The 25,700-nt window shown below is 46.8% G+C and carries 30 protein-coding genes, 1 riboswitch and 1 other annotated feature; of the genes, 15 read left to right on the top strand and 15 right to left on the bottom strand.

The window, feature by feature from the left end:
* Positions 1-20: 20 nt before the first annotated feature.
* The 3 genes from HP398_RS17330 to HP398_RS17320 all read right to left on the bottom strand — a co-directional run bounded on the left by HP398_RS17330 (position 21) and on the right by HP398_RS17320 (position 2,262).
* Entirely contained in the window at positions 21-566 is a 546-nt protein-coding gene (locus tag HP398_RS17330; RefSeq protein WP_017251962.1) for a cysteine hydrolase family protein, read from the bottom strand.
* A gap of 66 nt (positions 567-632) precedes the next feature.
* Complete coding sequence (locus HP398_RS17325) at positions 633-1,421, bottom strand: NUDIX hydrolase (protein WP_173623234.1); 789 nt, start codon at positions 1,419-1,421, stop codon at positions 633-635.
* Positions 1,422-1,575: 154 nt separating this feature from the next.
* Positions 1,576-2,262: a YceI family protein gene (locus HP398_RS17320; protein ID WP_173623233.1), complete on the bottom strand. Its 687-nt coding sequence runs from the start codon at positions 2,260-2,262 to the stop codon at positions 1,576-1,578.
* 280 nt (positions 2,263-2,542) lie between these two features.
* On the opposite strand from HP398_RS17320, the gene HP398_RS17315 reads away from it, so the two are divergent.
* The 5 genes from HP398_RS17315 to HP398_RS17295 all read left to right on the top strand — a co-directional run bounded on the left by HP398_RS17315 (position 2,543) and on the right by HP398_RS17295 (position 7,871).
* Entirely contained in the window at positions 2,543-3,226 is a 684-nt protein-coding gene (locus tag HP398_RS17315) for a response regulator transcription factor (protein WP_020477559.1), read from the top strand.
* Positions 3,223-4,719 (top strand): sensor histidine kinase, encoded by a 1,497-nt coding sequence (locus HP398_RS17310; RefSeq protein ID WP_017251966.1) that lies wholly within the window; start codon positions 3,223-3,225, stop codon positions 4,717-4,719. The genes HP398_RS17315 and HP398_RS17310 overlap by 4 nt, the downstream gene beginning before the upstream one ends.
* A 49-nt stretch (positions 4,720-4,768) precedes the next feature.
* Positions 4,769-5,010 (top strand) — a binding site (T-box leader).
* A gap of 126 nt (positions 5,011-5,136) precedes the next feature.
* The gene (locus HP398_RS17305; RefSeq protein WP_173623232.1) at positions 5,137-5,637 is read left to right on the top strand and encodes an Lrp/AsnC family transcriptional regulator; all 501 of its coding nucleotides are present in this window, start codon (positions 5,137-5,139) and stop codon (positions 5,635-5,637) included.
* Positions 5,634-6,812, top strand: coding sequence for an aminotransferase (locus tag HP398_RS17300; RefSeq protein WP_017251967.1), 1,179 nt, complete (start codon positions 5,634-5,636; stop codon positions 6,810-6,812). The genes HP398_RS17305 and HP398_RS17300 overlap by 4 nt, the downstream gene beginning before the upstream one ends.
* A 147-nt stretch (positions 6,813-6,959) precedes the next feature.
* A complete protein-coding gene (locus HP398_RS17295; protein ID WP_173623231.1) occupies positions 6,960-7,871 on the top strand; it encodes an aminoglycoside phosphotransferase family protein in 912 nt (303 codons plus the stop codon).
* Positions 7,872-7,942: 71 nt separating this feature from the next.
* Here the strand turns inward: HP398_RS17295 and HP398_RS17290 are convergent, their stop codons facing one another.
* The 6 genes from HP398_RS17290 to HP398_RS17265 form a co-directional block, all read right to left on the bottom strand.
* Positions 7,943-8,998 (bottom strand): TolC family protein, encoded by a 1,056-nt coding sequence (locus tag HP398_RS17290; protein WP_173623230.1) that lies wholly within the window; start codon positions 8,996-8,998, stop codon positions 7,943-7,945.
* Positions 8,999-9,215: 217 nt separating this feature from the next.
* Positions 9,216-9,362: a hypothetical protein gene (locus HP398_RS17285; RefSeq protein ID WP_173623229.1), complete on the bottom strand. Its 147-nt coding sequence runs from the start codon at positions 9,360-9,362 to the stop codon at positions 9,216-9,218.
* Positions 9,355-9,546, bottom strand: coding sequence for a hypothetical protein (locus HP398_RS17280; RefSeq protein ID WP_173623228.1), 192 nt, complete (start codon positions 9,544-9,546; stop codon positions 9,355-9,357). Before HP398_RS17280 ends, HP398_RS17285 begins: the two co-directional genes overlap by 8 nt.
* A gap of 105 nt (positions 9,547-9,651) precedes the next feature.
* Positions 9,652-10,509, bottom strand: coding sequence for a hypothetical protein (locus tag HP398_RS17275; protein ID WP_173623227.1), 858 nt, complete (start codon positions 10,507-10,509; stop codon positions 9,652-9,654).
* Between the two features lie 217 nt (positions 10,510-10,726).
* Positions 10,727-12,175 (bottom strand): amino acid permease, encoded by a 1,449-nt coding sequence (locus HP398_RS17270; protein ID WP_173623226.1) that lies wholly within the window; start codon positions 12,173-12,175, stop codon positions 10,727-10,729.
* A gap of 113 nt (positions 12,176-12,288) precedes the next feature.
* A riboswitch (Lysine riboswitch) is annotated at positions 12,289-12,474 on the bottom strand.
* An 84-nt stretch (positions 12,475-12,558) separates the two neighbouring features.
* Entirely contained in the window at positions 12,559-13,053 is a 495-nt protein-coding gene (locus tag HP398_RS17265; protein ID WP_017251974.1) for a DinB family protein, read from the bottom strand.
* A 168-nt stretch (positions 13,054-13,221) separates the two neighbouring features.
* Between HP398_RS17265 and HP398_RS17260 the strand changes: the two genes are divergently transcribed.
* Both HP398_RS17260 and HP398_RS17255 read left to right on the top strand, forming a co-directional pair.
* Positions 13,222-13,779 carry a CGNR zinc finger domain-containing protein gene (locus HP398_RS17260; RefSeq protein WP_173623225.1) on the top strand — a complete coding sequence of 186 codons (558 nt, stop codon included), beginning with the start codon at positions 13,222-13,224 and terminating at the stop codon, positions 13,777-13,779.
* Positions 13,780-13,886: 107 nt separating this feature from the next.
* Complete coding sequence (locus HP398_RS17255) at positions 13,887-14,639, top strand: alpha/beta fold hydrolase (protein WP_017251976.1); 753 nt, start codon at positions 13,887-13,889, stop codon at positions 14,637-14,639.
* Here the strand turns inward: HP398_RS17255 and HP398_RS17250 are convergent.
* The 3 genes from HP398_RS17250 to HP398_RS17240 form a co-directional block, all read right to left on the bottom strand.
* Positions 14,617-15,015, bottom strand: a complete 399-nt coding sequence (locus HP398_RS17250) for a hypothetical protein (protein ID WP_017251977.1) — start codon at positions 15,013-15,015, stop codon at positions 14,617-14,619. The genes HP398_RS17255 and HP398_RS17250 overlap by 23 nt on opposite strands.
* Positions 15,016-15,048: 33 nt before the next feature.
* Entirely contained in the window at positions 15,049-15,573 is a 525-nt protein-coding gene (locus HP398_RS17245; RefSeq protein ID WP_017251978.1) for an ImmA/IrrE family metallo-endopeptidase, read from the bottom strand.
* A gap of 72 nt (positions 15,574-15,645) precedes the next feature.
* The gene (locus tag HP398_RS17240) at positions 15,646-16,092 is read right to left on the bottom strand and encodes a helix-turn-helix domain-containing protein (protein WP_173623224.1); all 447 of its coding nucleotides are present in this window, start codon (positions 16,090-16,092) and stop codon (positions 15,646-15,648) included.
* 180 nt (positions 16,093-16,272) lie between these two features.
* Between HP398_RS17240 and HP398_RS17235 the strand changes: the two genes are divergently transcribed.
* The 6 genes from HP398_RS17235 to HP398_RS17210 all read left to right on the top strand — a co-directional run bounded on the left by HP398_RS17235 (position 16,273) and on the right by HP398_RS17210 (position 21,265).
* Positions 16,273-16,467 (top strand): BhlA/UviB family holin-like peptide, encoded by a 195-nt coding sequence (locus HP398_RS17235; RefSeq protein WP_017251979.1) that lies wholly within the window; start codon positions 16,273-16,275, stop codon positions 16,465-16,467.
* A gap of 184 nt (positions 16,468-16,651) precedes the next feature.
* Complete coding sequence (locus HP398_RS17230) at positions 16,652-17,635, top strand: homoserine kinase (protein WP_254476178.1); 984 nt, start codon at positions 16,652-16,654, stop codon at positions 17,633-17,635.
* A 95-nt stretch (positions 17,636-17,730) separates the two neighbouring features.
* Positions 17,731-18,663: a cysteine peptidase family C39 domain-containing protein gene (locus tag HP398_RS17225; protein ID WP_017251982.1), complete on the top strand. Its 933-nt coding sequence runs from the start codon at positions 17,731-17,733 to the stop codon at positions 18,661-18,663.
* A gap of 189 nt (positions 18,664-18,852) precedes the next feature.
* Positions 18,853-20,019: a dicarboxylate/amino acid:cation symporter gene (locus HP398_RS17220; RefSeq protein ID WP_069846512.1), complete on the top strand. Its 1,167-nt coding sequence runs from the start codon at positions 18,853-18,855 to the stop codon at positions 20,017-20,019.
* Between the two features lie 210 nt (positions 20,020-20,229).
* Positions 20,230-20,610 (top strand): hypothetical protein, encoded by a 381-nt coding sequence (locus HP398_RS17215; RefSeq protein ID WP_017251984.1) that lies wholly within the window; start codon positions 20,230-20,232, stop codon positions 20,608-20,610.
* 193 nt (positions 20,611-20,803) lie between these two features.
* On the top strand, positions 20,804-21,265 hold the full coding sequence (locus HP398_RS17210) for a hypothetical protein (protein ID WP_017251985.1): 462 nt from the start codon (positions 20,804-20,806) through the stop codon (positions 21,263-21,265).
* A 97-nt stretch (positions 21,266-21,362) separates the two neighbouring features.
* Here the strand turns inward: HP398_RS17210 and HP398_RS17205 are convergent, their stop codons facing one another.
* Complete coding sequence (locus HP398_RS17205) at positions 21,363-21,800, bottom strand: Dps family protein (RefSeq protein ID WP_017251986.1); 438 nt, start codon at positions 21,798-21,800, stop codon at positions 21,363-21,365.
* 87 nt (positions 21,801-21,887) lie between these two features.
* Here HP398_RS17205 and HP398_RS17200 point away from each other — a divergent pair, with 87 nt between their 5' ends.
* Entirely contained in the window at positions 21,888-22,520 is a 633-nt protein-coding gene (locus HP398_RS17200; protein ID WP_173623223.1) for a molybdenum cofactor guanylyltransferase, read from the top strand.
* Between the two features lie 37 nt (positions 22,521-22,557).
* Here the strand turns inward: HP398_RS17200 and HP398_RS17195 are convergent, their stop codons facing one another.
* Positions 22,558-23,145, bottom strand: a complete 588-nt coding sequence (locus tag HP398_RS17195) for a hypothetical protein (protein ID WP_173623222.1) — start codon at positions 23,143-23,145, stop codon at positions 22,558-22,560.
* A 31-nt stretch (positions 23,146-23,176) separates the two neighbouring features.
* Positions 23,177-23,974: a formate dehydrogenase accessory sulfurtransferase FdhD gene (gene fdhD / locus HP398_RS17190; protein WP_173623221.1), complete on the bottom strand. Its 798-nt coding sequence runs from the start codon at positions 23,972-23,974 to the stop codon at positions 23,177-23,179.
* A 401-nt stretch (positions 23,975-24,375) separates the two neighbouring features.
* Here fdhD and HP398_RS17185 point away from each other — a divergent pair, with 401 nt between their 5' ends.
* Positions 24,376-25,650 carry an L-lactate MFS transporter gene (locus tag HP398_RS17185; RefSeq protein ID WP_026043355.1) on the top strand — a complete coding sequence of 425 codons (1,275 nt, stop codon included), beginning with the start codon at positions 24,376-24,378 and terminating at the stop codon, positions 25,648-25,650.
* Positions 25,651-25,700 lie beyond the last annotated feature (50 nt).

The raw sequence follows: 25,700 nt of genomic DNA, 5'->3' as shown, positions 1-25,700 counted from the left end.
TCCTATTCGCCATGAGCCTGTTATTTTTTGCGGACAGTCATACCAAGCTGGTTCTGAAAATGACCGAGAGCCCATTTGTGACCTTCTGGAAGAAAGCTCGCTACGGCATCCTCGTGGATGACGACAGAAAATCCATTATAGAAGCCTTCAATCGCTGTATGCAATACACAAATGTCCGTGCAGACACCTACCAGATGAATCTCAGTGATACCTCTCGTGCGCAACAATAGCGCAAGGTCGGTGCCTTGAAAAGCACTGTAGCGCGTCTTATCCATCCAGTGAATCGTATCTTCGAATTCCTCGTAAATCTCCTGAATGCTGCCATATAAATTCCGGCCAGACGTACCGATAATGTTATGCGGAGGGTAGAGGCCTGTCTCAGGGTGGTACGGGTCCTGCTCGCGATGTGCGTCGACTGCCATGACGACAAAATCGCCTTCTGCGAGGAAGTCGCGGATCAATTCTCCAATGCGTCCTTCAATAGCTTGACCAGGCTCACCACAAGTCAATGCACCATCTGTCGCGACAAAATCATTCGTGTAGTCGATCACAATCAAAGCTTTCATGGCAAAAACCTCCTGAATTTGTGCGTTCAAAAAGTCAGCTGTTCAGCACCGAGAAAGTGTCCTTGCTCAGTAAATCATGGCAATTGGGGTAAAGCCAGTAAAGCGATAGAGCTTGGCTGGCGAATTCGAAAACTCGGTCGAGTAGACAGGCTGTCCGTTAGCCGATAGAACTGGCTCGAGAAGTCCTTGTCGTCGGGTTGTCGCAAGCAAGCGACGCTCAAAATTACCGCGATCTTTTGCCGAAAAGGATGGAACGACAGTCTCAATCACTTGCAGCAGCTCACTCAAGGTAAACTCATCTGGCAAAAACGCTTTGGCAATAGTCGTTTGCAGCATCTGCTCACGAACTCGCTGTAAGGCGTCAGTTAAAATTTCACGATGGTCAAAAGCAAGGTTGAGCGCAAAGGCTTCCTCAATCGGAAACAGCTGCGCGTCCGATGCGTCGTCGTTTGCCTGTGCGTGCTTCAATAAATCTTCATGAACGAGGGAGACATAGGCAACACTCGGGATCCAACCACGAGGGTCTCTTCCCGGCTTGTAGTACGTCTTTAACTGCTCGATGTGTACATCGCGGTCAATATTCGTCTCTTCTTTCAGCTCACGATAGGCGCATTCGTCCAGTGTCTCCGATTCATGGGAAAACCCGCCAGGCAAGGCCCATTGCTCTCCAAATATATCGCTTTTTCGCTTGATTAAAAGAACGGCCAATTGCTTGTGTGGCAGCGATTTGGTTTTCGTTTGGCGCGGGATGGAAAGGATCGTAAAGAGACAAATATCTGTTGGAAGTCCATCCGGCGAGCGGTACTTTTTGGTACGATAGTGGATGCGTTTGGCTCGAAGGGGAGACGTACTCACAAGATCATCCTTTCCGTTTGCTCGAATCTGTTATCATGCTTTTATGGTATGATATCGAATTAACAATGTCAATATCACAATGTAAAAATATGTGAAAAAAGACGTCTGTGAATGTCAGACGTCTCTCGAAGCAGTTCCTGCGAAAAGCGATTGATTAAACAGCATCCAGCGCGAGTCGTAATGTAATGTTAATGTTTTCTTCCGTTTTGGCCACGATTGTATGAGGGCTGGTCAATCCGAAGTCACCAAACGTTACGATGGACGTTCCTTCCAACTGTAGCTTGCCTTGGGAATAAATCGCGTCAGCATTAATTTTCACGTCTTTGGCAATTCCTTTTACGGTCAGGACGCCATTGATGGTGAACGAAGCCTTTTGTCCTTCTGTCCATGCCGTTGGCCAATTCTCAAAAGATTTCGCTTCAAAAGTAGCAGCTGGGTGCACGGCAGTATCAAAGTAATCAGGAGATTTAATATGGGTGTCGCGCTTTTCATTACCGGAGTTCAGCTGATTCAAGTCAGCGGAAGCTGTTGCTTTCATTTGATCTGGTGCAGAGAGGTTCACATCCCAGCTGCCGGTAATCCCGTCCATTTCAAAGTTTACCGTTTCTTTCGACGTCGTTACGGAGAAATAGACTTTGGACTGGTCATTAATCGTCCATTTTTTATTCAGTTGATCTGCTGTCAGAGCCGTTGAGGAAGCGGTAGATGAGGCTGTGGTTACCGCAGCTGCAGGCTGAATCTCCACATGGTTTCCCACGAAATAGTCATAGAGCATGTAACCTCCGATACCGACCACGAGCGTGGCAACTGAAGCTGTCAGGATAACCGAATTCTTTTTCATTATTGTATAACCTCCATGTTTTTGAAGTGTTCAGACTTGAGTCGTATGTATTTGACTGCGCAGGGATCATTATGAGAGAGGAAGCTGAGTGGGTCTTGAAAGCTGGCTGAAAGTTTGTTGAAAGTGCAATGGTAAGAGAATTATCAACGTTTTTTATGTTAAATTTACATTTTTTGGTTTGTCATTCTGTAAAAAGCCTTCAGCTCGTACTCAGGGCATATTCAGCAAACATTCAGCTACTCTTGGCCTGTTCAGGTAAAATAGAGGTGAGGTGAAAAAAATGAGCCTAAACAAAGGCGTTAAAATATTGCTTGTCGATGATGAACCGACCATCCTGCAATTTTTGGAGATGGGTCTTGAAAATGAAGGCTTCCAAGTATTGACGGCACAAGATGGGATGACTGCGGTGACCATGGTGAAGGAGCATCAGCCCCATGTCGTCATTCTCGATGTGATGATGCCAGGTATGGACGGCTTCGAGGTATGCCGGATGCTGAAAAAGATACAGAATGTAGCAACGATCATGCTAACAGCCAGAGAAGACGTGGAGGATCGGGTAAAAGGTCTGACGCTGGGTGCCGACGATTATATGATCAAGCCGTTTAGCTTTGAGGAGCTGCTTGCCCGTATCCATGCTCGCATTCGCAATCATTACCCGCATCTGCTCTCCAAGGTGCATCTCGGCCCCTTCCAGATCGATGACAGACGAAAGGAGATTAGCTACGAGGACACGCTTCTGGAGCTATCGCCAACGGAATACTCTTTGCTGAAATATTTGGTGACGAATCACGGCTTGGTGTTGAGTAAACCCATGATTCTGGATAACGTGTGGGGCTATGATTTCGGTGGGGAGGAGAATATTGTCGAGGTGTATATCCGCTCCCTGCGTGACAAACTGAACGATCGTCAGCATCGGATCATTCGCACATTGCGCGGTGCGGGCTATCGGGTTGATTTTGTATGACGATGAATCGAAACAATCAATGGGCCGCCTTCCTAGAACCGAACTCTTTGCGCTATCAGCTATTGTCACGTTCGTTATTTATCTTATCCGGGTTGCTGCTTCTAATCGGCATGATTCAATACTTATTGATGGAGCAGTTCTTGTATCGCAGCAAAGCGGAAAGCCTGTTAAATCTGGCAGTTACCGTTCCTTATCAGGTCTTGGAAGACACGGAAACGCTCCCGAAAAACGATCAGTATGTCAGCGCGTTGCTTTCCTTGCGTACACCCGATATCAAGTATGCCTTTATTGACAATGACGCCAACGTGACGGAGCTGTTTGCGAATCCGACCGAAGGGTATTCCCCGCGCTTTCCTGAGAGTTTATACCGTGAGATCTTAGCTAGTGGCGTATGTAGTTTTAAATACAAAATTTTGGAAGGTAGCACTGGGAAGGATTATTTGGTCGTGCTGGCACCTATCAAATCACCTGAACAGCTGCAAGGAATCGTACAACTGAGTACACCTGTTGGCTCGATGCGGGAAGTTCTCTTTCCACAGTTGATCATTTTCTTCTCTGCATCTGCACTCGCCTTGCTCATTGGTTTGTTAACCTATGTGCCTGTGCTCCGTCGTACGCTGAATCCACTTTCGCGTATTGAGGTTACAGTTGAACGGATCAATGCGGGTAATTTGGATGAACGACTGCCGATGGATCAAGGTCAGATGGAGATTGATCAATTATCGGCGGTCTTTAATGGAATGCTGGAGCGGTTGGAAACCTCCTTTAAAATCGAGCAAGAGGCTGGAGAACGGATGCGACGCTTTGTGGCGGATGCCTCTCACGAATTGCGAACACCGCTGACATCCATCCATGGTTTTTTGGAGGTGCTGCTGCGCGGTGCGGCGGCAAATCCCGAACATTTGCAGAAAGCATTGAAAAGCATGCACGGCGAGACAGAGCGGCTGAACAAACTCGTCAACGATTTGCTGTACCTGGCTCGGATGGATCGGGAACCTGCTTTCTTTTTGCAAGAAGGGCAGTTGGACGCGGTCGTGCACAGTATGGAATCGCAGCTCATGGTTCTGGCCGGTGACCGAAACGTTCATTTCCGCGTAGAATCGAATGTTTCGGCTACTTTTGACTGTGACGGAATGAAGCAAGTCATTCTTAATCTGTTTCAAAATGCGGTGCAGCATACTGGACCTGTGAACGGTGAGATCGAGCTTACATTGAGAAAGCTTTCCAATGGGATTGAACTGACGATTAGAGATAATGGGGCCGGGATCGCACCGGAGCATGTCCCGCATGTATTTGACCGTTTCTACCGGATTGAATCCTCACGCGCACGCAAAAGCGGAGGTGCTGGCTTGGGGCTGTCAATCACCCAATCCATCGTAGAAAATCATCGGGGAAAAATTGACGTACAAAGCAGCCTGGGAACAGGGACGGTGTTTCGCGTCTGGTTGCCTAACGGTTTGAAAGAGGTCCAGAAGACAGAAGTTGTTGGTTGACAATGAGAGAAAACCTCATTTATAATCTGAGACATTCAATAAAACAACCAACACAGCCGTGAAAAGGAAAGTAAAAAAGGGATTTTGACGTCCAGAGAGTTGCCTGTTAGCTGAGAGGGCAGCCGCGAACTCTTTTTGAAAGCCACCTTGGAGCTCTGCTTTTGAAAATGCCAAGTAGAAAGCAGCGGATGGCCCACGTTATGGGGCGCATGTCTTTGTAGACAGCACAAGTTTGCCTTTTGTGAGAGAGGCAAAAAAGCTGAGTGGTACCGCGATACCTTCGCCTCAGCAATCGGATTCATGGAAATCATGAGTCTGGTTGCTGAGGCTTTTTGCATGGTGCCGTTGTTCAAAAAGTCGACTACTTGAACACGCACTTATGTACAAAAAATAAAGAGAAAACTGGAGTGGTGGGGCATGGATCGCTTGAAGCAAAGAGAGCTGTTGCACCTGTTGGAAGAAGACAGTCGCATGAGCGCTGAGCAAATCGGAAAAATGATCGGAGAGCCGACCGACGTCGTTGAGCAGACGATTGCAGCATTGGAAGCCGAAAAGGTCATTGTTAAATATCCAGCGCTGGTGAACTGGGAGCGTGTGGACGATCATCCGTACGTGAACGCCATGATTGACGTGAAAGTCACGCCGAAGCGCGATGTTGGTTTTGATGAAGTGGCGGAGCGAATCTGCCGTTTCCCAGAAGTGAAGGCTGTTTACTTGATGTCTGGTGCAAGCTATGACTTGTCGATTATTTTGGAAGGCAAAACGATGAAAGAGGTAGCTACTTTTGTTTCGCAAAAGCTGTCCACTCTCGATTCAGTTGTCTCAACAGCTACACACTTTATTTTGAAACGTTACAAGCACGATGGTATTGAGCTGGAAGATCGTGACGAAGATCACAGGATGGTGGTTACGCCGTGAGTACACAAGTCAAAGTCAAAAACCGTTTATCCAATACAGTTCAGTCATTGAAGCCATCAGGCATTCGCCGCTTTTTCGATTTGGCAGCATCGATGGAGGGAGTCATTTCCTTGGGCGTAGGGGAGCCTGATTTCGTCACTCCTTGGCGCATGAGAGAAGCTTCGATTTCTTCTCTGGAGCGTGGACATACAGCTTATACATCCAATGCAGGTATGCTGCCATTGCGCGTGGAAATTCAGAAATACTTGGAAGAACGTTTCTCTGTCAGCTATCATCCAGAGACAGAAATTCTCGTGACGGTTGGTGCCAGCGAAGCGATTGATATCGCACTGCGTGCCATTCTTGATCCGGGTGATGAAGTATTGGTCGTGGAGCCTTGCTATGTCTCCTATGAACCAGTCATTCGCTTGGCTGGCGGGGTGCCGGTTTTCCTGAAAACTACGATGGAAAACGAGTTCAAGCTGACACCGCAAGAGCTGGAGACGCACATTACCGCGCGTACAAAAGCAATCATTTTCTGCTATCCAAATAACCCGACCGGGGGGACCATGACGGCTGAAGAGTGGAAAACACTTTTGCCGATCATTGAAAAGCACGACCTTATGGTGATCTCCGATGAGATTTATGCAGAGCTTACTTACGGTCGAATGCACGATAGTATCGCGGCTCTGCCAGGGATGAAAGATCGGACGATCCTGATCTCCGGTTTTTCCAAAGCGTTCGCGATGACCGGCTGGCGTCTGGGATATGTTTGCGCGTCGCCTGATTTGCTCGCAGGCATGCTGAAAATCCACCAGTACACCATGCTGTGTGCACCGACGATGGCTCAGATGGCTGCATTAGAAGCCCTGCGTCATGGACGCTCTGATATGGAACGAATGATTGAGAGCTACCGTCAGCGCCGCAATTATGTGGTAGATGGATTCCGTCAAATCGGATTGACTTGCCACGAGCCGGACGGAGCATTCTACGCATTCCCGTCTGTAGCTTCTACAGGTTTCAGTTCTTCTGAGTTTGCGGAGAAGCTGCTGATGGAGGAAAAGGTAGCTGTTGTACCTGGAGACGTGTTCGGTGAAAGCGGACAGGGTCATATCCGTTGTTCTTATGCAACATCGATGGAGCAATTGAAAAAGGCGCTGGAACGTATGGAGCGCTTGATGGGACGGCTGTCCTAACATTTTCCGGGAAATAAAGGGGGGCGGCTTTCAAGCTGCTCCCTTTTTTATGAGTAGTTGTTGGGGGGAAGAAGCGGCTGTGGTAGGGGAACAGCTTGAAAGCTGGGGCAAGAGGATTTTGCAAGTAGTTCGAGGAGGGGGTTCCTAATGATTTCATTGCCAACCCAATTTACCCAAACAATTATGGGCATACATAAAGAAGCGGGACGTCTTTGGCTGGATTCCTTTCATGAGCTGATTGCCGAATGCGAAGCACGTTGGTCTTTAAAAGTGCTTGAGCCGTTTCCACTCTCCTATAACTTTGTCGCACCTGTTGTGTTGCAGGATGGGAGAAACGCAGTGCTGAAGCTGGGCGTGCCTGGACTGGACTGGCAGAGAGAGCTGACGGCGATTCGGGCTTTTGCGGGGCGGGGGATGGTGCAGTTACTCGATGCTGACGAGGAAAAAGGGATCATGCTTTTAGAGCGCATCATGCCAGGGGAGACAATGGACAAGCTGAGCAGCGAAGAAGAACGAATTCAATGCTTGGCGGACGTGATTAAAAGGATGCATACCCCTGTTTCGAACGCTGGCAAGCTTGCGTCTACGTTTCCAACGATAGCGGACTGGGCTGTGGGACTGGAAAAGATTCGTCCTTATTTCCAAGGGGGGACAGGACCGATTCCCGAGCAAATGGTGAACCGAGCCATGCAATGGTACAAAAAGCTTCTCTCCACACAAAAAGAACAGTGCCTGCTGCATGGTGATCTTCATCATGAAAATATTTTGCGTGCAGAAAGAGAGCCGTGGTTGGCAATTGATCCAAAGGGGCTGATCGGGGAGACGGAGTATGAGGTGATTCCGTTTTTGCTGAACCATTTACCAGAGGATGGGGTAGAAGAAGTAATGAAACAGCGGATCGATGGACTGACGAAGGCGCTGTCTTTGCAAAAAGAGAGAGTGTTGGCGTGGGCGTATTGCCATAGTGTGCTATCGGCTTGGTGGTTTATAGAGGATTTTGGTGTAGACGGTGGTCGTCTGGTGATGCCGGGAGTTTTTGAGAGGCTAATAAATGAGTAAGGGCTTCACCCTGTGGGATGAAGCCTCCTATATTTTAAATGAATATATAAGATCCTTCGTGATACGAAATATTAATAACCAGTCGACTGATTCAAGGTGGTAGCAGCGAGATTGTATTGATAAACCGATTCGATTGCTTTTGCTTCGGAGTCAAACAGGTTTGCTTCGTCTTCCATCAGTTCTTTCATCGATGCTTTTCCTAATCTATATTGATCGATTGTTGCCTGATAGCGCTCCAATGCGGTTTCTTTCTTTGTTGTACTTTCCTCTAATGCCTTTTTCGCTGTCAGTACCTTCGTATAGTTGTCACTTACTTCTTGACCGATTTTCTTTTGTGTTTTTTGTTTTTGCAGTTCCGCTTTTTTGTGCTCATTTTTTGCGATTGTACCTTTATGTGTGCTGAGTGCGGAATACTCTGCTGTGTAATCAATTCTTACTTGGGCAAAGTCTATTTCTGCTTGTGCTTTGATCATTTCAGGACGATTTTCATAAGCTTTTGCTTGCAATTGCTCTAAGGAAAGCAACTCGTGTTGGGTCAGATCAGTAGCGATCATTTTCCATTGTCTGTCCGCTTTTTCATTCAATAAATCGTTGAGTTTGGCCAATGCTTGCTTGTAGCTGGCTTCTAGTGCAGCAAGATTTTTGTGAGCTTCTGTTTCTTCGGAGTCCAACCAGTACTGTCTTTGCAAGCTTTTCTTCTGCGATTTGATTTTGGCGTCTAATGATTGGACTTCGAAGAATGCTTTTTGCACTTGCAATTGAATGGTGTTTTTTTGCGTATTCAGGGCGACTTCATCGACAACCACTTCTTTGACTGCTTTGGCAGCGTCTTCGAATTTCTTTTTTGCATCAGCCAGTGACATGATGTCGGCTTTTTTGATTTCTGCTTTTTCTCTCAATGTGATGGATGTTTCGTGCTTCGTAATATCTAAGTCAAGCCGAAGCACCTCCAGATCAACGCTGTTCTTTATTGCCTGTTCGACTGCGAAATCTAGCGACAAAGGGGAAACATCCGTCTGTTCAGCAGTGGCCACGAGTGGTGCGGCCAGAGCCATATGGGCGCCACCTGTGAGGAGAGAAGTGACTAATGTTGTGCTGTAAATGTGTTTGAAGAGCCTGGATTTCATGGGGCAACCTCCTGATCATATATACAAGAATATGATAACGATTCTCATTATCAAATCCATGAAAAGTATATATTTCCAATAGAGTTTCGTCAATAAGAAAATGTTCTTTCACCATGTTCTTGATCAGAAATCCAAAAGAATCCCCTTCAGGAAACAGGCAAAGTGAGTATCTGCCTGTTTCCCCAAAGGGGATTTGTTCATCGTGACGGGAAAAGAACTATTCTTTGTCCCTGTTTTCTTTTTTTGCCGCAGCCGACTTGTCAGTTTGGTCCAATGTCCCTTCCTTTGCTGTAAGGGAATAACCATGCATATTGCTTCCGTTATAACCCATGTCCGGTTTTTCCTTTGAGCTGCGATCAGTCATTTGCTTCCCCCTTATTTTGTCCAGTGGGTGTAGAGTCTTGCTGCACATACGGATTGTCGACGTCATTTGGTTCCTTGTCTAGATTGGTACGGATTGCGATTATGGGGCTAGTAGGAGGTTGAGCGATCAGTCTGTCATCCAGTTGTTTGAAATCAGGCAGGTCGTTTTCGAGATTGTCATACATGTTCGTCCCCTCCTTTACGGGTTAGTATGTCCATCAGCTACACAAAAAAAGAGCCCCAGTCCCAGGGAAGTTCGGGAGGAGGCTGTGACCATCATCTTTGTGTAGTTAACTTGTTTTCTTGGTCAAGATCTTCATAAAAGAGGCAAGATTCGTTTGAAGCAATGGTGTGAAGGTAGAAAAGGAAGCATTTTCAGCGAGCGTATTCATTCGACGAACAAATTCAGTGTCGTCCTTTGTATTTACATTCTCAAAGCGGTTAGTGATTTTCGTATTTTTTAAATCGGAAAGAAGCGTAGCTTGTTCGTTCCGGTATTGAGAGATCCAGTCTGGTCGATGTTGCAGCTTTTTGACGAATTGAATCAGCATGCTTACTTTCTCTGTTTGATTGGTAGCCGCATGCATTTTTTTGTAGGCTTCCGGGTCATACCGCTCCATCAGCTTGGACGGGTTAACATAGTCGCTCGGCGCCCCATGTGGTTTTTGCGGAAGCTCTACGTAGCTGACACTGCCGGTTGCAGGGTCAACCTTTCGTGTTTTGGCAACGCCAGCGAGCAAATGGAGGGTATCCAAAAATTCAGCAGCATTTTCATCAGCCATGTATTGGTCTGCCAAATATTTGCCTTGGGTTAAACCGACTTCTACCAAAGCAGCTCTTTCTTCATCGGAGTAGGTGGATGGGGAGTTGAAAAAGTTTTGCTCCAGGATGTGGTCAAAGGCTTTGCGAGCCTCGGGTGGTTTATCTGCAAAAATTTTATCCAAACGCTCATTAATCTCTGTGTTAAAGAAAAATTGGACACTGTGATGCTCGATGACATCAGCAGGGAGCTCTCGTGCCTTGTGAGAACGAAGGTCTACTGTATCGTTCTCGGGCAATGCTAGACGAGTTCCTGTCACCATTTTGGGTGCAAGTTGGTTAGTTGAAAGCTGGGGGGTTAGGTAGCGGGTATTCGATTGGATGTGCATGTTCTACTCTCCTCACATGGATTCATGTTCAGTCGTGATGGCAGGAGATCTGGTTACCTTATATCAGATGACTGGTATGAGTTGTGAGAACGGAAGGAAACGGATCTCAATGGCTTCTTGTCTATACTATCGGCAATTTTTGGGCAGTTTTTAATATGCTGGCAAACATGAAAAAGACTTCCGTTATCTGAACGGAAGTCCGTACTTATTTCTTCGATTATTTCGTGTGCTCATCCATGCTGAAGTCTACTTGTTCAAGAGGGACGAGCTCGGTCTTTTTGGTAATTTTATAAGCGAGCCAAACGATTAAGAAGAGTGGCAGGCCAATGTAAGAGACCAGGACGCCATACCAGTCAACCGTTCCACCCATGAATGCGGAGTAGTTTTGCCCAATAATAACGATACAGCAAATGATGAAGGCAAAAATCGGTCCAAACGGGAACCACTTTGCCCGATAAGGCAATTCGCTTAAGTCACGACCCTGAGCGATAAACGCTTTACGGAAACGGTAGTGACTAATGGCAATGCCCAGCCAAGCGATGAAACCTGACATACCGGAAGCATTTAGAAGCCAGACGTACACTTCGCCTTCCCCAAACAGAGAGGACAGAAAAGCAAGGGCGCCGACGAGCGCAGTCAAGATCAAGGCATTGATCGGTACGCCGTTACTTGTTACTTTTGCGAACCATTTTGGTGCGTTTCCTTCTTTCGCCAAGTTCCACAGCATGCGTGTAGAGGCGTACATGCCAGAGTTTCCAGCAGACAATACAGACGTAAGAATAACGGCATTCATGACGGATGCTGCAAAAGCAAATCCGGCATTTTCAAAAACAATCGTAAACGGACTGATCGCAATATCCGTAAGGTCGCCACTGATCAGATTTGGATTATCGTATGGAACCAACAACCCGATGATCAAAATAGCGAGGATATAGAAGAGTAGGATGCGCCAAAAAATTTGACGGATGGCCTTCGGAATGTTGCGGGCAGGGTCTTCGCTCTCCCCAGCTGCGACACCAACGAGCTCTGTCCCTTGGAAAGAGAATCCGGCAATCATAAAGACACCGAGCAGGGCCATGAAGCCGCCATTGAATGGCGCGTCGCCTTTGGTGAAGTTTTGGAGGCCGACTGCTTGGCCGCCCATAATGCCAAAAATCATCAACACACCAACGATAATAAAGACGATTACCGTTACTACTTTAATCAAGGCGAACCAATATTCAGATTCTCCATAGGCTTTCACAGACAGGAGATTCAAGGCAAACAGCAATCCGAGGAACAAAGCGCTCCACAATATCGCTGGGGTATCCGGGAACCAATATTTCATAATGAGTGCGGAAGCTGACAGCTCGACGGCAATGGTAATGGCCCAGTTGTACCAGTAGTTCCAGCCGAGAGCAAAGCCGAGAGATGGATCGACGAACCGTGTGGCATACGTCGAAAACGAACCAGAAACAGGCATGAAGGCCGCCATTTCCCCCAAGCTGGTCATTAAAAAGTAAACCATGATACTAATGGCGAGATAGGCAACTAAAGCTCCACCAGGTCCGGCGGAATGAATCGAGCCTCCGCTCGCGAGAAACAATCCCGTCCCAATCGAGCCACCGATGGCGATCATCGTCAGGTGTCGGGCTTTTAAACCACGTTGCAATTGATTTTGTGACATAAGCTACTTGCACGACCTTTCTTGATTTTTGAGAAGGAAGGTCGGAAACGAAAAAACCGCCATAGCCAAAAAAATGGCATAGGGCGGTATCATCCAATCCCCACCAAGCCTTCACTGAAGATAGCTCACCACGCTTGCTTGGCATGCAAACGTGACAGTTCTGCCCCTTTCGAGTACAGCCCCAACCCAATCGCACAGAGACGCGATATGAGCTTCGGCGGATTTTCCTTACCTGGAGTCATTGATTTTCTCTGAATCTCGTACAGGATGATATAAAAGCCGCGACCTCTATCCTCACCGTGAAAGATGAGGATAACATGTATGAAATTATGTGATTTATCAACTATAATGGATTGTTTATGATTAATCAATGTGAAATTTTGTTATTCAAATGAGCGTCTGGCAGGCCAAGAGCCTTGTAACTTGCGAATTTGGACAATTTGTCCCGTATGAAACGCATCATGCAGGACCAGACTCATCACGGTTTGGTAAATGGGCGTATAAGTAGCCGTCTGGTTTAAATCCTCATCCGTCAGCAAGGAAAGCTTTTCATGAATGTGGCGATGGACGCTTTCCATGCGCAAGAGGGTAGCTTGCCAAGCGTCTTCGTCATCCGGACCGCCGGACGGGATGAAGGTATCATCGTTCGTCTCAGCCGAGCTAGGAAATTCAGTGCCCAATAGACGATGCAACAGGCGTTCTTTGTAATAAAGAAGGTGGCTGATGTTTTCCCAGATCGTGTTGGCTGCTTCTCCCACAGGGCGCCAGCTGGCCTCGGCTGCTGATACTCCGGAAAGCGCTTCTTTTAAGGGTGGATACCAGTCTTCCTTGTCATACGTACATTCCCATCCATGCAAAAGCAAATCCTTCCGATTCATACGCTTCCTCCTCGTCTGTGAAACAGATTGATGAAACGCTATAATAGCAGTAAGAAATGAAGATGTAACCAGTTAATTTGATTACGATAGTTACAAAAAGATATTACCATATTCTGTATAGTCATACAAGAGAGAAAAATGTAGGGTTTCGTCAGGAGAGATAATAACATGGACTGGCTTTGTATCGATTTTTTAAATAGTGATTGGCGGGATTGGCGTGGTTCTGGTCGTGCGGAAAATCGTTTGGAGAACCAGGAATGGCTGTCATCCTTTTTGCAAACATACAAGCTAACCGCTCCGCTTCCGATAAATGAGGAGTGTGCCGCTTCCCTTTTGCAGCTGCGCGAACGTTTGAGACGTATGCTGGAAGCTGTTGTCCGTGGAGACCGAATCCAAGAGGACGACCTTGCGGAATTGAACAGAGCTTTGGCTCAGGCCCCTTTTCATATACAGGTGTTGTATGTAGATGAGGAGGGCGGCTACGGGCAAAAGCAATCCAGCTCAACAGAGGGCTGGCCTCTCGTCATGGCACAAATTGCGGCTTCTTTCGCGGAGCTGCTTGCCCCGCAGCATTTGGAGCGAATCAAAATATGTGACAACGAGGATTGCCGCTGGGTGTTTTATGATGAAAGCCGCAACCGGGTGCGCCGCTGGTGTGATGACAAAATGTGCGGAAACCTGATGAAGGTGCGCCGTTTTCGGGAGCGACAGAAGGAAAAAGGCTGATGGAGCCATTACTAACGACCGTCGGGATTTTGTCTCTGACGGTTTTTTTCTAGGTTTGAGACATAATATATAGAGCTATACATGGGAACGGAAACGAGGTGGGTAGGATGAGTCAAGCACGCAAAAAATGGTTTCAGGCACTCGTATTGGTGACACTTGGAGCGATTTGTCTGGCGATATGGTATTTGCAACCCTATCAACCCGATCAGGCAGCATTAACGGCCATGCAAGGCGGTGAAGGGATTACGGTCATGGATACGAATGACTGGATTATTTTCCAAGGCGGGGAGTCACGCGAGCCGGGACTCATCTTATATCCAGGAGCACTGGTCAAACCGGAGAGCTATGCACCGATTGCCCGTGCTTTGGCAGGCTACGGCTACCATGTTTTTCTCGCACGAATGCCGCTGAATTTGGCTGTAAGTGATATGACGCGAGCCACACAAGTATTAAAGGCGTACCCGAATAAAACGTTTGTCATCGGAGGACATTCGCTCGGTGGTACTATGGCAGCTCAATTCGCAGCAAACCATCCGGACCGAATCAGTGGAGTATTTTTGCTGGGAGCGTATCCGAACAGTCAGGGGAACTTGAAGAAGGTGAATTTGCCTGTGCTGTCTTTACTCGGATCTCGCGACGGTGTGATCCATATAGAAAAGTTTGAGGAGAGCAAGCAATACTTGCCGGAGCGTACCGTGTACATGTCCATAGAAGGGGGGAACCACTCCCAGTTCGGAAGCTATGGATCTCAGGAAGGCGACCAGCCCGCTGCCATTACCCCGCAGGAGCAGTGGCAGCAAACGGTGGCAGCGATCAAGGATTGGCTGCTTAATGAGGTTACGATGATGAACGTGGAATAATACCGGATACAACACCTGTAATGCGAATGTTTTCCGAGGGGAGTAGCATGGGGGTGTCTTGCTCGCGTGTGGTTGTAAACAGACATTCCAATGGATTGACGTCTGCTGCGATACGCACAAGGAACTGCCCCTCCTGTCGGATCAATACAGGTCTGTCTTTTACAGGTTCCATCGAAAAGTCTGAGATCAAGAGGGCGTCTCCGGGAAAAATACCGAGACCACGAAGGCCGTCATCTCGCATGATGAGAGCAAAGCGGGCCACGTGATAACTGGCTACCTGCAAGGAGGGTAACAGCGACAGCTCCTCGTCTTGGTCCAAGGCGAGATCAAAAAAATGAGTCGTGTATGCATCTCCGGCAATAAAGACTCGTTTCATCAGGTTTCGCCTCCTACATAATAGCGTCGTAATTTACCCATAGACGGGAAAGCCTTTGGCATACATACGGCTCAGTATGCGCTCAAAACGGGCACGAGCAAGAGGCATCGGTACCTGAAAGCGCTGAGCCAACATAGCTGGAGCGTTGTATCGAGAACAATCAGCAAGCAAGGGGCTCATCATGTAAATGGGAAGCAGCAAATGCTCGGCAAAATGATTCGCCTGCGATTCTTGCCAGTCAATCATCCATTCGCTGCTCTGGGGCTGAATGCCTTCATGAAGGAGCAAATGGCCGAGTTCATGCGCGATTTTAACCCGTTGGGTAGCCAGGTCGAGTCGCTCATCCACCGCAATGACATAACGTCCCGGCAAAAAAGGATGCGCGTGTGCACGACTCCTGCCGCAAATACGATGGATCTCGATGCCGTACGTCTCACACAGCAGATGCAGATCGATTTGTTCGGGCGAATCGATGCCGTGATGCTGAAGCAGCAAGTACACGCGACTCTCGAGCCATGTTTGCGGTTCGCAGATTTCTTTCAAAAGGGAGTGAAGCATCAAGAACCTCCTAAATGAATGGTGAGGAACGTACGTTCTACTTTTCGCTGAAAAGAAAACCCCGCACTGGGGTTATTTTTTTTTGATGTCTTCCGTGATGTCAAACAAAGACGGAAGTCTTTCTTCGCGTACTTTACTGACTTTCCACTGTTTCTTCAAGTCGTACCAGTAGCGGCGAATTTCTTTTTTCTCCTCTTCTGAAGCGTCCAGATACCCGTCTAGGAAAAAGTAGTCGTCCGGGTCATCGATCTTTTCCTGCAAGAGCTCGTCCAACGAACGTTGATTTGTCTGCTCTGTTGTTGGGAGAAGATAGGCCGTGACTTCATCTGTGCGACCCAACAACCAATCGGTCGTGACGTCCAGCACATCAGCCAATTGCCGCAGCATGTCATTCGGTGGTGTGCTGTGGTTGTTCTCGTAGTTACTGATCGTCCCCTTGGTCGTGCAGACATGCTCTGCCAACTCTTCCTGGGTCAGACCTTTTGTCTTACGAGCTGTGCGTAAGCGCTGAGATAGCATGAGCGAGCCAGTCCTTCCTGTGAGGATGTACAAATTTATTGTACTAAATGAGAGCGAAAAAGAAAAGTATGGATATTAATTTTGTTTTCAACGAATTATGTACAAGCCTTTTGTACAAAATACAGATAAGGACGATGCAGGAACACTCGTTCTGTACAGCGACAAAAGGGGAGATCAAACATGGAAGATCAAGTAACAACCGTATTACTTCAGCAAGGGCCATTTGCTGCTTTGTTTGTCTGGTTGTTGTTTTATATTATGAAAGCAAATCGCGAGCGCGAGGGGCGTTTACAAGACTTGCTGGACAAATACAGCGACAAATACGATCTGATCCTCGAGGAATTGCGCGAGATCAAGGGAAAAGTAAAGAAATAACTCTTTTACTTATGTTGCCCGATTCCTTGAAGAGCTTATTCAGCAAAGGGGACAAATCGTTGCAGCCTGTACCAGACCTTGATCGGCCTTTAGCCCTTCAAGGTCCTTTTTTACTTGCTGTGTCCTTTTCCACATTCACACGTCTTTCCTAATAAATTACCAATACTTAGCAAAAAGGAGCAGCATGACTATGCATCTACCCGTCGTCTACTCAACCATCTGTGAAAAAGCATTACAAAAAGTACTTCAGGAAGCATATCCAACTGAACAAATACAATCGGTTCACTACATGCTTCGAGGCATGAACGATACGTACCTCGTGGAGACGATCGATCAAAAACGAATATTCAGGCTGTATCGCAGCGATTGGCGAACAGAGGAAGCAGCAGTCGCTTTCGAGATGGATCTATTGCTCCATTTGAACAGACAAGGAGTATCTGTTTCTGTGCCAATTGCGGTCGGCTCAGGAAATCATGTCTTGAGACTGCAAGTAGCAGAGGGCAATCGCTTTGGTGCGCTGTTCACTTATGCCTGTGGCAAGGAGCAGGAGATCGATAGCGAGGAACTGAGCGCACGGTTTGGCAGAGCCGTTGCTGAGTTGCATGTCAAAGCAGAAGGTTTTTCCACCCAACAAGCTCGCGAGGTGTGGGATGTCAAGACGTTGATTCAGCGCCCGTTAGCTATCATCGAGTCACGTCTGCAGCATCGGAAGGAAGATTTTCAAATTCTCCAAAAGCTGGCGATTGAGCTGGAATCCAAGCTGAACGAGCATATCCGTGCGGGACTTGACTGGGGGATTTGCCACGGAGATCTTCAAGGGAATTTTAATACGAATTTTTGCGAGGACAACACCTATACCCACTTTGATTTCGATCTGTGCGGATATGGTTGGCGGGCGTATGATCTGGCTGCTTTCAAGCTGAGCCGAATATTGATCGAAGAAGATGACGAACTGGTGGAATTGCTATGGCGTGCTTTCCTAAAAGGATATACCGAGGTTCGTCCCCTATCTGAAAACGATCAGGCTGCGGTGTCTCTCATGACAGGTATTCGCCAATTGTGGCTAATGGGGCTTTGCATGCATGATCCTCAAATCATGGGTAACAGCGAATCAGATGATGCTTTCGTGAGTGAGAAGATACAATTTTTCAGCAAATATTTCGCGTGAACGAGAAATGTTTTTGCAAAGCGTTGTCAGAAAAACATGCGACCCGAAGTCAATGATAGGTAAGCCATACATTGACGAGAAAGAGGGAGAAACGCATGTTACCGTACATCGGAAGTGGCCACTACTGCTACGCAAATTCATCATCAATGCTTTTGGAGACAATTGGGGAGAAGGTATCGCCTGCCGTACTCGAGGTACTCTCCGGCGTAGGAGTCGGAGCCATCTGGTATGAGGAGCAGAAGGTCATTTATTTCGGACAAGTGATTCCTGACCGTGGTGTCAGTCATGCGCTAGAACTGCTTGGTTTTCGTTGGACGGAAAAGTCAGGAGATGCGGAGGGCGAGCCACCGTTGGCGGAATTACGGCGCGATTTGGAAAAGGGGCCCGTGTTGCTCGGACCGCTTGATATGGGCTACCTGACTTATAACCCAAATGCTCAGTACTTGGGTGGCGCTGATCATTTTGTTCTTGCGTACGAGATGGATGATCAATCGATCTACGTGCATGATCCCGCAGGTTTTCCTTTTGTCAGCCTGCCGTTGTCTCAGTTTGTCCTGGCGTGGAAGGCTGAGAAAATCTTTGATGGCCTCTTTTCCTACCATTATTGGACAGCGCCAAAGCGTGTAGGCAATCCGACAGAGGAGGAGCTGGTTGCAAATGCGCTTCGTTTATACAAAGGAATCTATCAGGAAAGTGCAGCGGCGGAACCAAAGCCTTCGATCCTATACGGAAAGGAAGCAATCTTGCGTGTAGTGAAGCGGATGGAAGAGGAGGGTGGCCTTTCGCCAGCGGAAATGGGCCACTTATCCTATTTTGCATTCCAGCTAGGGGCGAGGCGAGCGATGGATTTCGCTGTATTTTTCTCGAAGTATGAGCCAGAGCTGGCGGCGATCAAAGAGAAGCAAGCGAAGCAATTCGGACGTTGTCACACACTGACCGTAGAAAAGAATGAGAAAGAACTCGCGGATGCCATGCGCGTGCTGGCACATATCGAAGAAGAATTTCGCCAAGTGGTTTGCGCCAAATAATATCGTTCCCCCAAGTGAGTAAGCAACGCTCATTGGGGGTTTTTCTTTAATTTAAATATTATTACTTTTTTATGATTCATGACAATCTCATCCCGGATGTGTTACCTTGTTATTCATTAGTCCATGTAAAGGAGACACAGTCCATTCCACGTGGACGTTTTTTACCAACACGTAACGGGGGTTCAATTCATGAAACAGCTAGGTTTACTACCCAAAATCCTGATCGCCATTGTCCTTGGGATCGGGATTGGCTCCATTTCGCCAATTTGGGTTGTGAAAGGATTGGCTACATTTAGTGGCCTATTTGGAAATTTCCTCGGATTTGCGATTCCGTTGATTATCATTGGATTTATCGCGCCAGGCATCGGTGAGCTGGGCAAAGGGGCAGGGCGCTTGCTTGGGGTAACCACAGGGGTGGCTTACTTATCTACGATCCTTGCAGGAGCGCTTGCTTATTTGGTCAGTACGAGTATTTTTCCACACATTCTTGAGGTAGGTGGACTGGCGAATCAGTATGCCAACCCAGAGAAAGCACTGGTGAAGCCGTTCTTTACGGTGGACATGCCGCCGATTGTAGGTGTGATGACAGCATTACTGCTCGCCTTCACCCTTGGTCTAGGGGCGACTGTCATCAAAGGCAACGCCCTGCAAAATGTGATGGTAGACTTGAGAGATATCGTAGAGAAGCTCATTGCTTCCGTCATTATCCCGTTGCTTCCATTACATATCCTATCTGTATTTTCCAACCTGACCTATGGTGGACAAGTCACGATGATTTTGTCCGTGTTCGTTAAAGTTTTCGTTATGATTATTGCCTTGCATCTATTTTATCTGTTCGTGCAGTACTTGGTAGCGGGCCAGATGGGGCGCAAAAACCCATTCACGCTGATGAAAAATATGCTTCCCGCTTACTTCACAGCGATTGGAACACAATCCTCTGCGGCCACCATTCCTGTGACACTGAACCAGACCAAGAAAAACGGTGTGAGTGACAAGATCGCGGATTTCGTTGTTCCACTCTGTGCGACGATCCATCTTTCTGGAAGCACGATTACGCTTGTCAGCTGTTCCATGGCAGTCATGATGCTAAACGGAATGACGACATCATTCGACGTGATGTTTCCATTCATTTTGATGCTTGGTGTAACGATGATTGCCGCACCAGGTGTGCCGGGCGGAGCAGTCATGGCGGCACTGGGATTGATGGAGTCTATGCTCGGATTTACTACCACGTTGACTTCGTTGATGATTGCTTTGTACATTGCGCAAGATAGCTTTGGTACCGCTTGTAACGTAACAGGTGATGGAGCGATTGCTGTGATTACAGATCGATTGAGTGAAGAGAAAGTAGCTTGATGATGTAATAGAAAGAAGTAGGGGAAAAAGACCTGTCCATTTTTGGATAGGTCTTTTTTGGTAGGATTCTGAGTGCTTATGCTATAATTCGACAAAATTTTTGAGAGAAATTACATAAAACAACAAATAAAGGCAAAAAACATTATGTTTTGACAATTTTTGAATAAAATGGTATATTCCAATTATCCCAAAATATAGGAGGCAATCATTGTGAAAAAAATCTTACTCGCATTGACACTAGTATTTGCACTATCCTCATCCGCATTTGCTGCGAATACGGAAACAGAACCTAACGATACCTTTGAAATGGCGAATACTTTGGAGATTAACTCCTCTATCTTAGGTCAAGGGGAGAACGGTGATTGGGATACGTTTGTTTTTGTAGCAAATCAAACCGGAAAAATGAAAACGAACCTTACCAATAAGAACCAATCAGTAGTTCCATACGTTGTATTGGCTTCAGACAAAACTACCAGCCTTGCAGAGACTTCTGGTGAAGCAGAATTCGATGTAGTTGCTGGTGAAACATACTATATAAGACTCTGGTCTATTGGAAAATCCGATTACACTCTCTCATTGAACAATCTGTAATTAGCCTTTAAAAAACGCAGATAGCTTTTTACGAAAGCAGATTATGGCTTTGTAAAAAAGCTATCTTTTTATTTTGTAACCTGTGGCTATGATTGGGTGCTTCAAATTCCCATTTTCAACTAGTGAGAATTATATTATCATTGGGTATAATTCCATCATTCTACTTTTTGCGAAAAGGGGAATACATAACGCAATGTTTAACGAACGGAAAGCGTTACAAATGACATTGCAGGCCATGCTAGAACAGCGTATGGCACTGCGTCGACAGTATGTCGATCAGGACAAGCAGTTGGGAGCTGACATCAAGCAGCTTTTGAGCCGCATTCGTGAGTTGGATAACGAAGCCGGGATCGGAGACGATGAAAGCTCAGAAGATACAGCTATGTCGACAGAGGAATTTTCCGATGATCTGATGAAGCGAATGAAGGTGAGAAAGGCGCACATCCGTCACGATTATTTGGAAGTTGCAAAGCACATCGAAAACCTGTTACAGGAAGCGATGTCTCCGATGTCATTGGCTGATCTCTGTTCCGTGTTGAAAGCACGGCACCAGGTAGAGTTTGCGAGTCCCTACATTGGTGTACAGAAGTCATTAAAGTATCTACCCCAAGTAAAAGTAGAAAAGGACGGGCGGAAACTGATATTTTCACTTTAGGCAACCAGGGTGGATAAGCAGTTTCACGGGAGGCAAAACCCAAAAAAGGCGATGTGTCTATGCACAATCGCCTTTTGGTGTCTATTGATTTACTTGCTTATTGCAAGAAGGACTTGAGCATCCAAATGTGTTTTTCCAGGCCACTGCGGATTCCCAGCAGCATATCGGCTGTCGCTTCATCGTCAGCTTGGTCTGCCGTTTCCATAGCCAGCTTCAGCTCGTCTACGAGAATGGAGAAGTCTCTTGCGATCGTTTCTACCATTTGCTCAGCTGTTTCGCTTCCTTCTGCTTCGGTGATGCTCGCTGTGTTCAGACATGCAGCCAAAGTCGCTACAGGTTTTCCACCGATGGAGAGGACACGTTCAGCGAGGGAATCAAGATTCGCTGCTGCTTCGTTGTACAATTCCTCAAATTTTGCGTGGAGCGTAAAGAAGTGAGGTCCTTTTACATTCCAGTGAAAATTGTGTAGTTTCGTATAGAGGACTGTCCAGTTCGCCACTTGTTTATTTAGAACGCTGTAGAGTGTGTTTTCCATCGAGAATCTCTCCTTATTTATAATTATTATTTGTTTAAACTTATTATAAACTAATAAGGATTATTGTCAACACCCAGGAGGAAATTTATGCAGCAGCTGCGTATCGGTGCGGTTATCTTAGCGGGCGGAAAAAGCAGCAGAATGGGCTCGCCCAAGCAAAAATTACCGTGGAGGGACGGAACCTTTTTAACAGAGCTGGTAAAGGAAGTACAGGCGGTTGGTTTGTCTTGTTTCATTGTAGCGAACGATTTTTCGGACACTCAAGTGACACAAAAGGAACAAATTGATGAACAGCCCGTCACAATTACACCTGATCTGGTACCATCCTGTGGCCCTGTCAGTGGACTGGTTACTGCCCTTCGCGTAAGTTCCGAGGATGCTTTGCTGGTATTGTCCTGTGACCTACCTTTTATGGATCGTGGGCAAATCGCCAAACTTATTGAATTTGCGAGGGAGAGAAACGATTGGGATGTGATTGTCGCCCAATCAGAGGAACGAATCCACCCATTATGTGCAGTGTACCATCGGAGAACACAGACCAATTGGGAGCAGGCGCTGTTGCATGGACAGCGAAAACTGATGCGGACTTTAGATGAACTGCGCGTGGTGCCCTTGCCTGATGAATGGTTGGACCCTTGGGCTGTTTTTAATGTCAACACGCCTGAAGAGTACGAACAGGCCAAAATTGAAGAAGAACGCAGAAAGACAGGACATGCTTGAGGTATGTCCTGTTTTTTGTTTGGAAAAAAGAGGCTTTTCATAGAGGGCTATCATACAAGCGTTTCTCTGGACAAACCGTATAAATAGTAGTGATGGCTAACGAAAGGAGGGAAGCGCAATGATAAGAAAGTGCAAAAAACAAGGCAAACACCACGACCACCACTGTTGCTGCAAAAAACACGACAAGCATCACGACCACCACTGCTGCTGCAAAAAACACGATAAGCATCACGACCACCATTGCTGCTGCAAGAAACACGACAAGCATCACGACAAGCATCACGACCACCACTGTAGTTGCAAGAAACATGACGATTACTACGAGCTTCACTGCTACTACAAAAAACACGATGAGCCGCATTGCTGCTGCAAAAAGCATGAACATTGCCACGATCACTGCTGTTGCTGCAAATGCCATGATTGCAAATGCTTTGAAAAACATGACCATCACTGTTGCAAGAAGTATGAAATAGATGATGAAGAAGAGGACGACGACGACGAAGACGAAGATGATGACGACAGCCATTGCAAGCATCACAAAAAGAAACATTGCTGCTGCAAATAATAAACTCCCACGTACAAAGAACAAAAGCCCGAGAGATAACTCGGGCTTTGAGATTACCAACAGCTTGTCCCGCTTTTGATTGAATCCTCCTTTAAGGTAGGAGGATTCTCTGGGCTTGTGTATACACGTTCATTTTGTCATTGCGGATAAATCCGACAGCGGTGAGCTTCAGCTCATCTGCCAATTGTAGGGCGAGATCAGTTGGAGCGGACTTGGATAATATGATGCCAGCACCAATCTTGGCAGCCTTGAGCAGCACCTCAGACGAGATGCGTCCACTGAAGACAAGAATTTTGTCCGTGGTCGAAATGTCATCTCGCAAGCATTTCCCATAGATTTTGTCGAGAGCATTGTGACGTCCGATGTCGGAGAACTGAAGCAAAACTTCATCCGGTGTACAGAGAACTGCATTGTGGACGCCACCTGTTTGGCGGTGGATCTCAGACGACGCTTGCAATTCTTTCATCAGGCGCATGCACTGAGCAGGGGTGACAGTTGTTGTGCTTTCAACGGGCTTTGCTGTGCGCGCATCACTAAAAAAGTAAAAGGATTGTCTGCTTTTTCCGCAGCAGGAAGTAATTCTGCGTTTGGAGTAAAAGCTCTGTGACAAAATTGTTTCTTTATGCAAATCAACGTAAGCAAACCCTTGGGCCTCATTAATCGTAAGCTGTTTGATTTCCGAGTAGCTCTTGATAACGCCCTCGGCTGCGAGAAAACCGATGACCATTTCTTCCAGGTCGGCCGGAGTACATACGATTGTAGCGAATTCCTCATCATTGAGGAAAATGGTGAGGGGGTACTCGGTAACGATTTCGTCGTCTTCCCAGCCATGTTGGTCAGCCGAAATTTTCAACACAGGCAATCGGGTGGTGATGGTTAGTTCGGACATACGGGCCTCCTTTTTGTCGAAAATATGAAGTTTTTATGGCTATTTTGTGAGGAAAATATTGTCGAGTGAACGCTTACATGGTAGTATACTATGAGAGATGAAAAGTGTCATAAAATTTTCGTCTTTCCATGTATGCATAGCGTAAGGACAGATTGACACGGAGCAGCGACCCTGCCACCGATTATTTTGTAGCCTTGCAGCGAATTACATAGTGAACACAATGCTTGTTGATGCTGATGTAGCGTTCCTGCTGATGATTAACTGCTGTGTTTCATCGTAGCCCTCGTTTCCATTTGTGGAGACCTGGGTGAGTCGGTGAAATCAGCAGTTTTTCTTTTTTTCGAGAAGGCTGCTGATGGATCCACAGCATGCGAAAGACCATTGCGAAGGAGATGAATGATTTGGAACAAAAAGTGAAAAACCGCTGGCTCATCGCGTTGGCTGCGGTAGGCATCCACATCTCGATTGGATCGGTATACGCATGGAGTGTATTCACCAAGCCAATTACCGAGCAGTTCGGCTGGGACTTGCCAGACGTTCAATTTACGTTTAGTATTGCGATCTTGTTTTTGGGGCTGTCTGCTGCCTTTCTCGGTCATTATGTAGAAAAGCACGGCCCGCGCAAAGCTGGCATTCTCGCATCTATCTTTTTTGGAGTAGGAACTGTCGGGGCTGGCTTGGCGATTCAATTGAGCAGTTTGCCTCTGTTGTACTTATGTTATGGCGTGCTGGGTGGTATCGGACTTGGGGTAGGCTATATTACGCCAGTATCAACGTTGGTCAAATGGTTTCCGGATCGCCGTGGTTTAGCAACAGGTCTTGCGATTATGGGCTTCGGCTTTGCTTCCATGATTGCCAGTCCGATTATGAACGCTTTGATTGCAAATGTAGGTATCGCGAACACCTTTTATATTTTGGGCATTATTTATTTCGTTGTAATGTTGGCTTCGGCTCAATATTTGGCTCCACCTCCAAAAGGTTGGGTACCGGCTGGATTTTCCGCTGAGGGAAGAGCTGGCAGCAAGCAAATCAAAAAAGATTTGTGTCAATTGACTGCCAATGAAGCGATCAAGACACGCCGTTTTTACTGGCTGTGGCTGATGTTGTTCATCAATGTGACATGTGGAATCGCGGTTATTTCGGTAGCATCGCCGATGGCGCAAGAAATGGTGGGCATGTCTGTCGGAACAGCAGCTCTGATGGTAGGGCTAAACGGTTTGTTCAACGGTGGTGGACGCATCGGATGGGCGTCTCTGTCTGATTTCATTGGACGACCAAATACGTACACAGCTTTCTTTGCCATCCAAATGGTATTGTTCTTCCTATTACCGAATTTGACCAATCCAATCCTGTTCATGGTTGCGATGTTTATCATTATGACCTGTTACGGTGGTGGCTTTGCATCCATTCCGGCATACATTGGTGACTTGTTTGGAACGAAGCAATTGGGTGCGATTCACGGCTATATTCTGACGGCATGGGCTGCTGCCGGCTTGGCAGGACCGATCTTTGCAGCATGGGTTCGCAAGACGACAGAAAGCTATACAGGAACTATGAGTGTTTTCGCAGGAATGTTCGTTGTCGCTCTGGTGATCTCGCTAATAGTCCGTCTGGATATCAAAAAACTGAAGGAAGAAGCCAAACAAAGAGAAAAGTCTGTTGAATTGGCTAGTTAATCAATGGTAAAGTTTAAGTAGAGAATGATTTGAAGTAAAGGTGATTTTCC

The sequence above is a fragment of the Brevibacillus sp. HB1.4B genome, from assembly GCF_013284285.1.
Lineage (GTDB): Bacteria > Bacillota > Bacilli > Brevibacillales > Brevibacillaceae > Brevibacillus > Brevibacillus porteri.
Note: the sequence above shows the minus strand (reverse complement) of the source record. Positions and strands in the feature narration are given on the sequence as shown.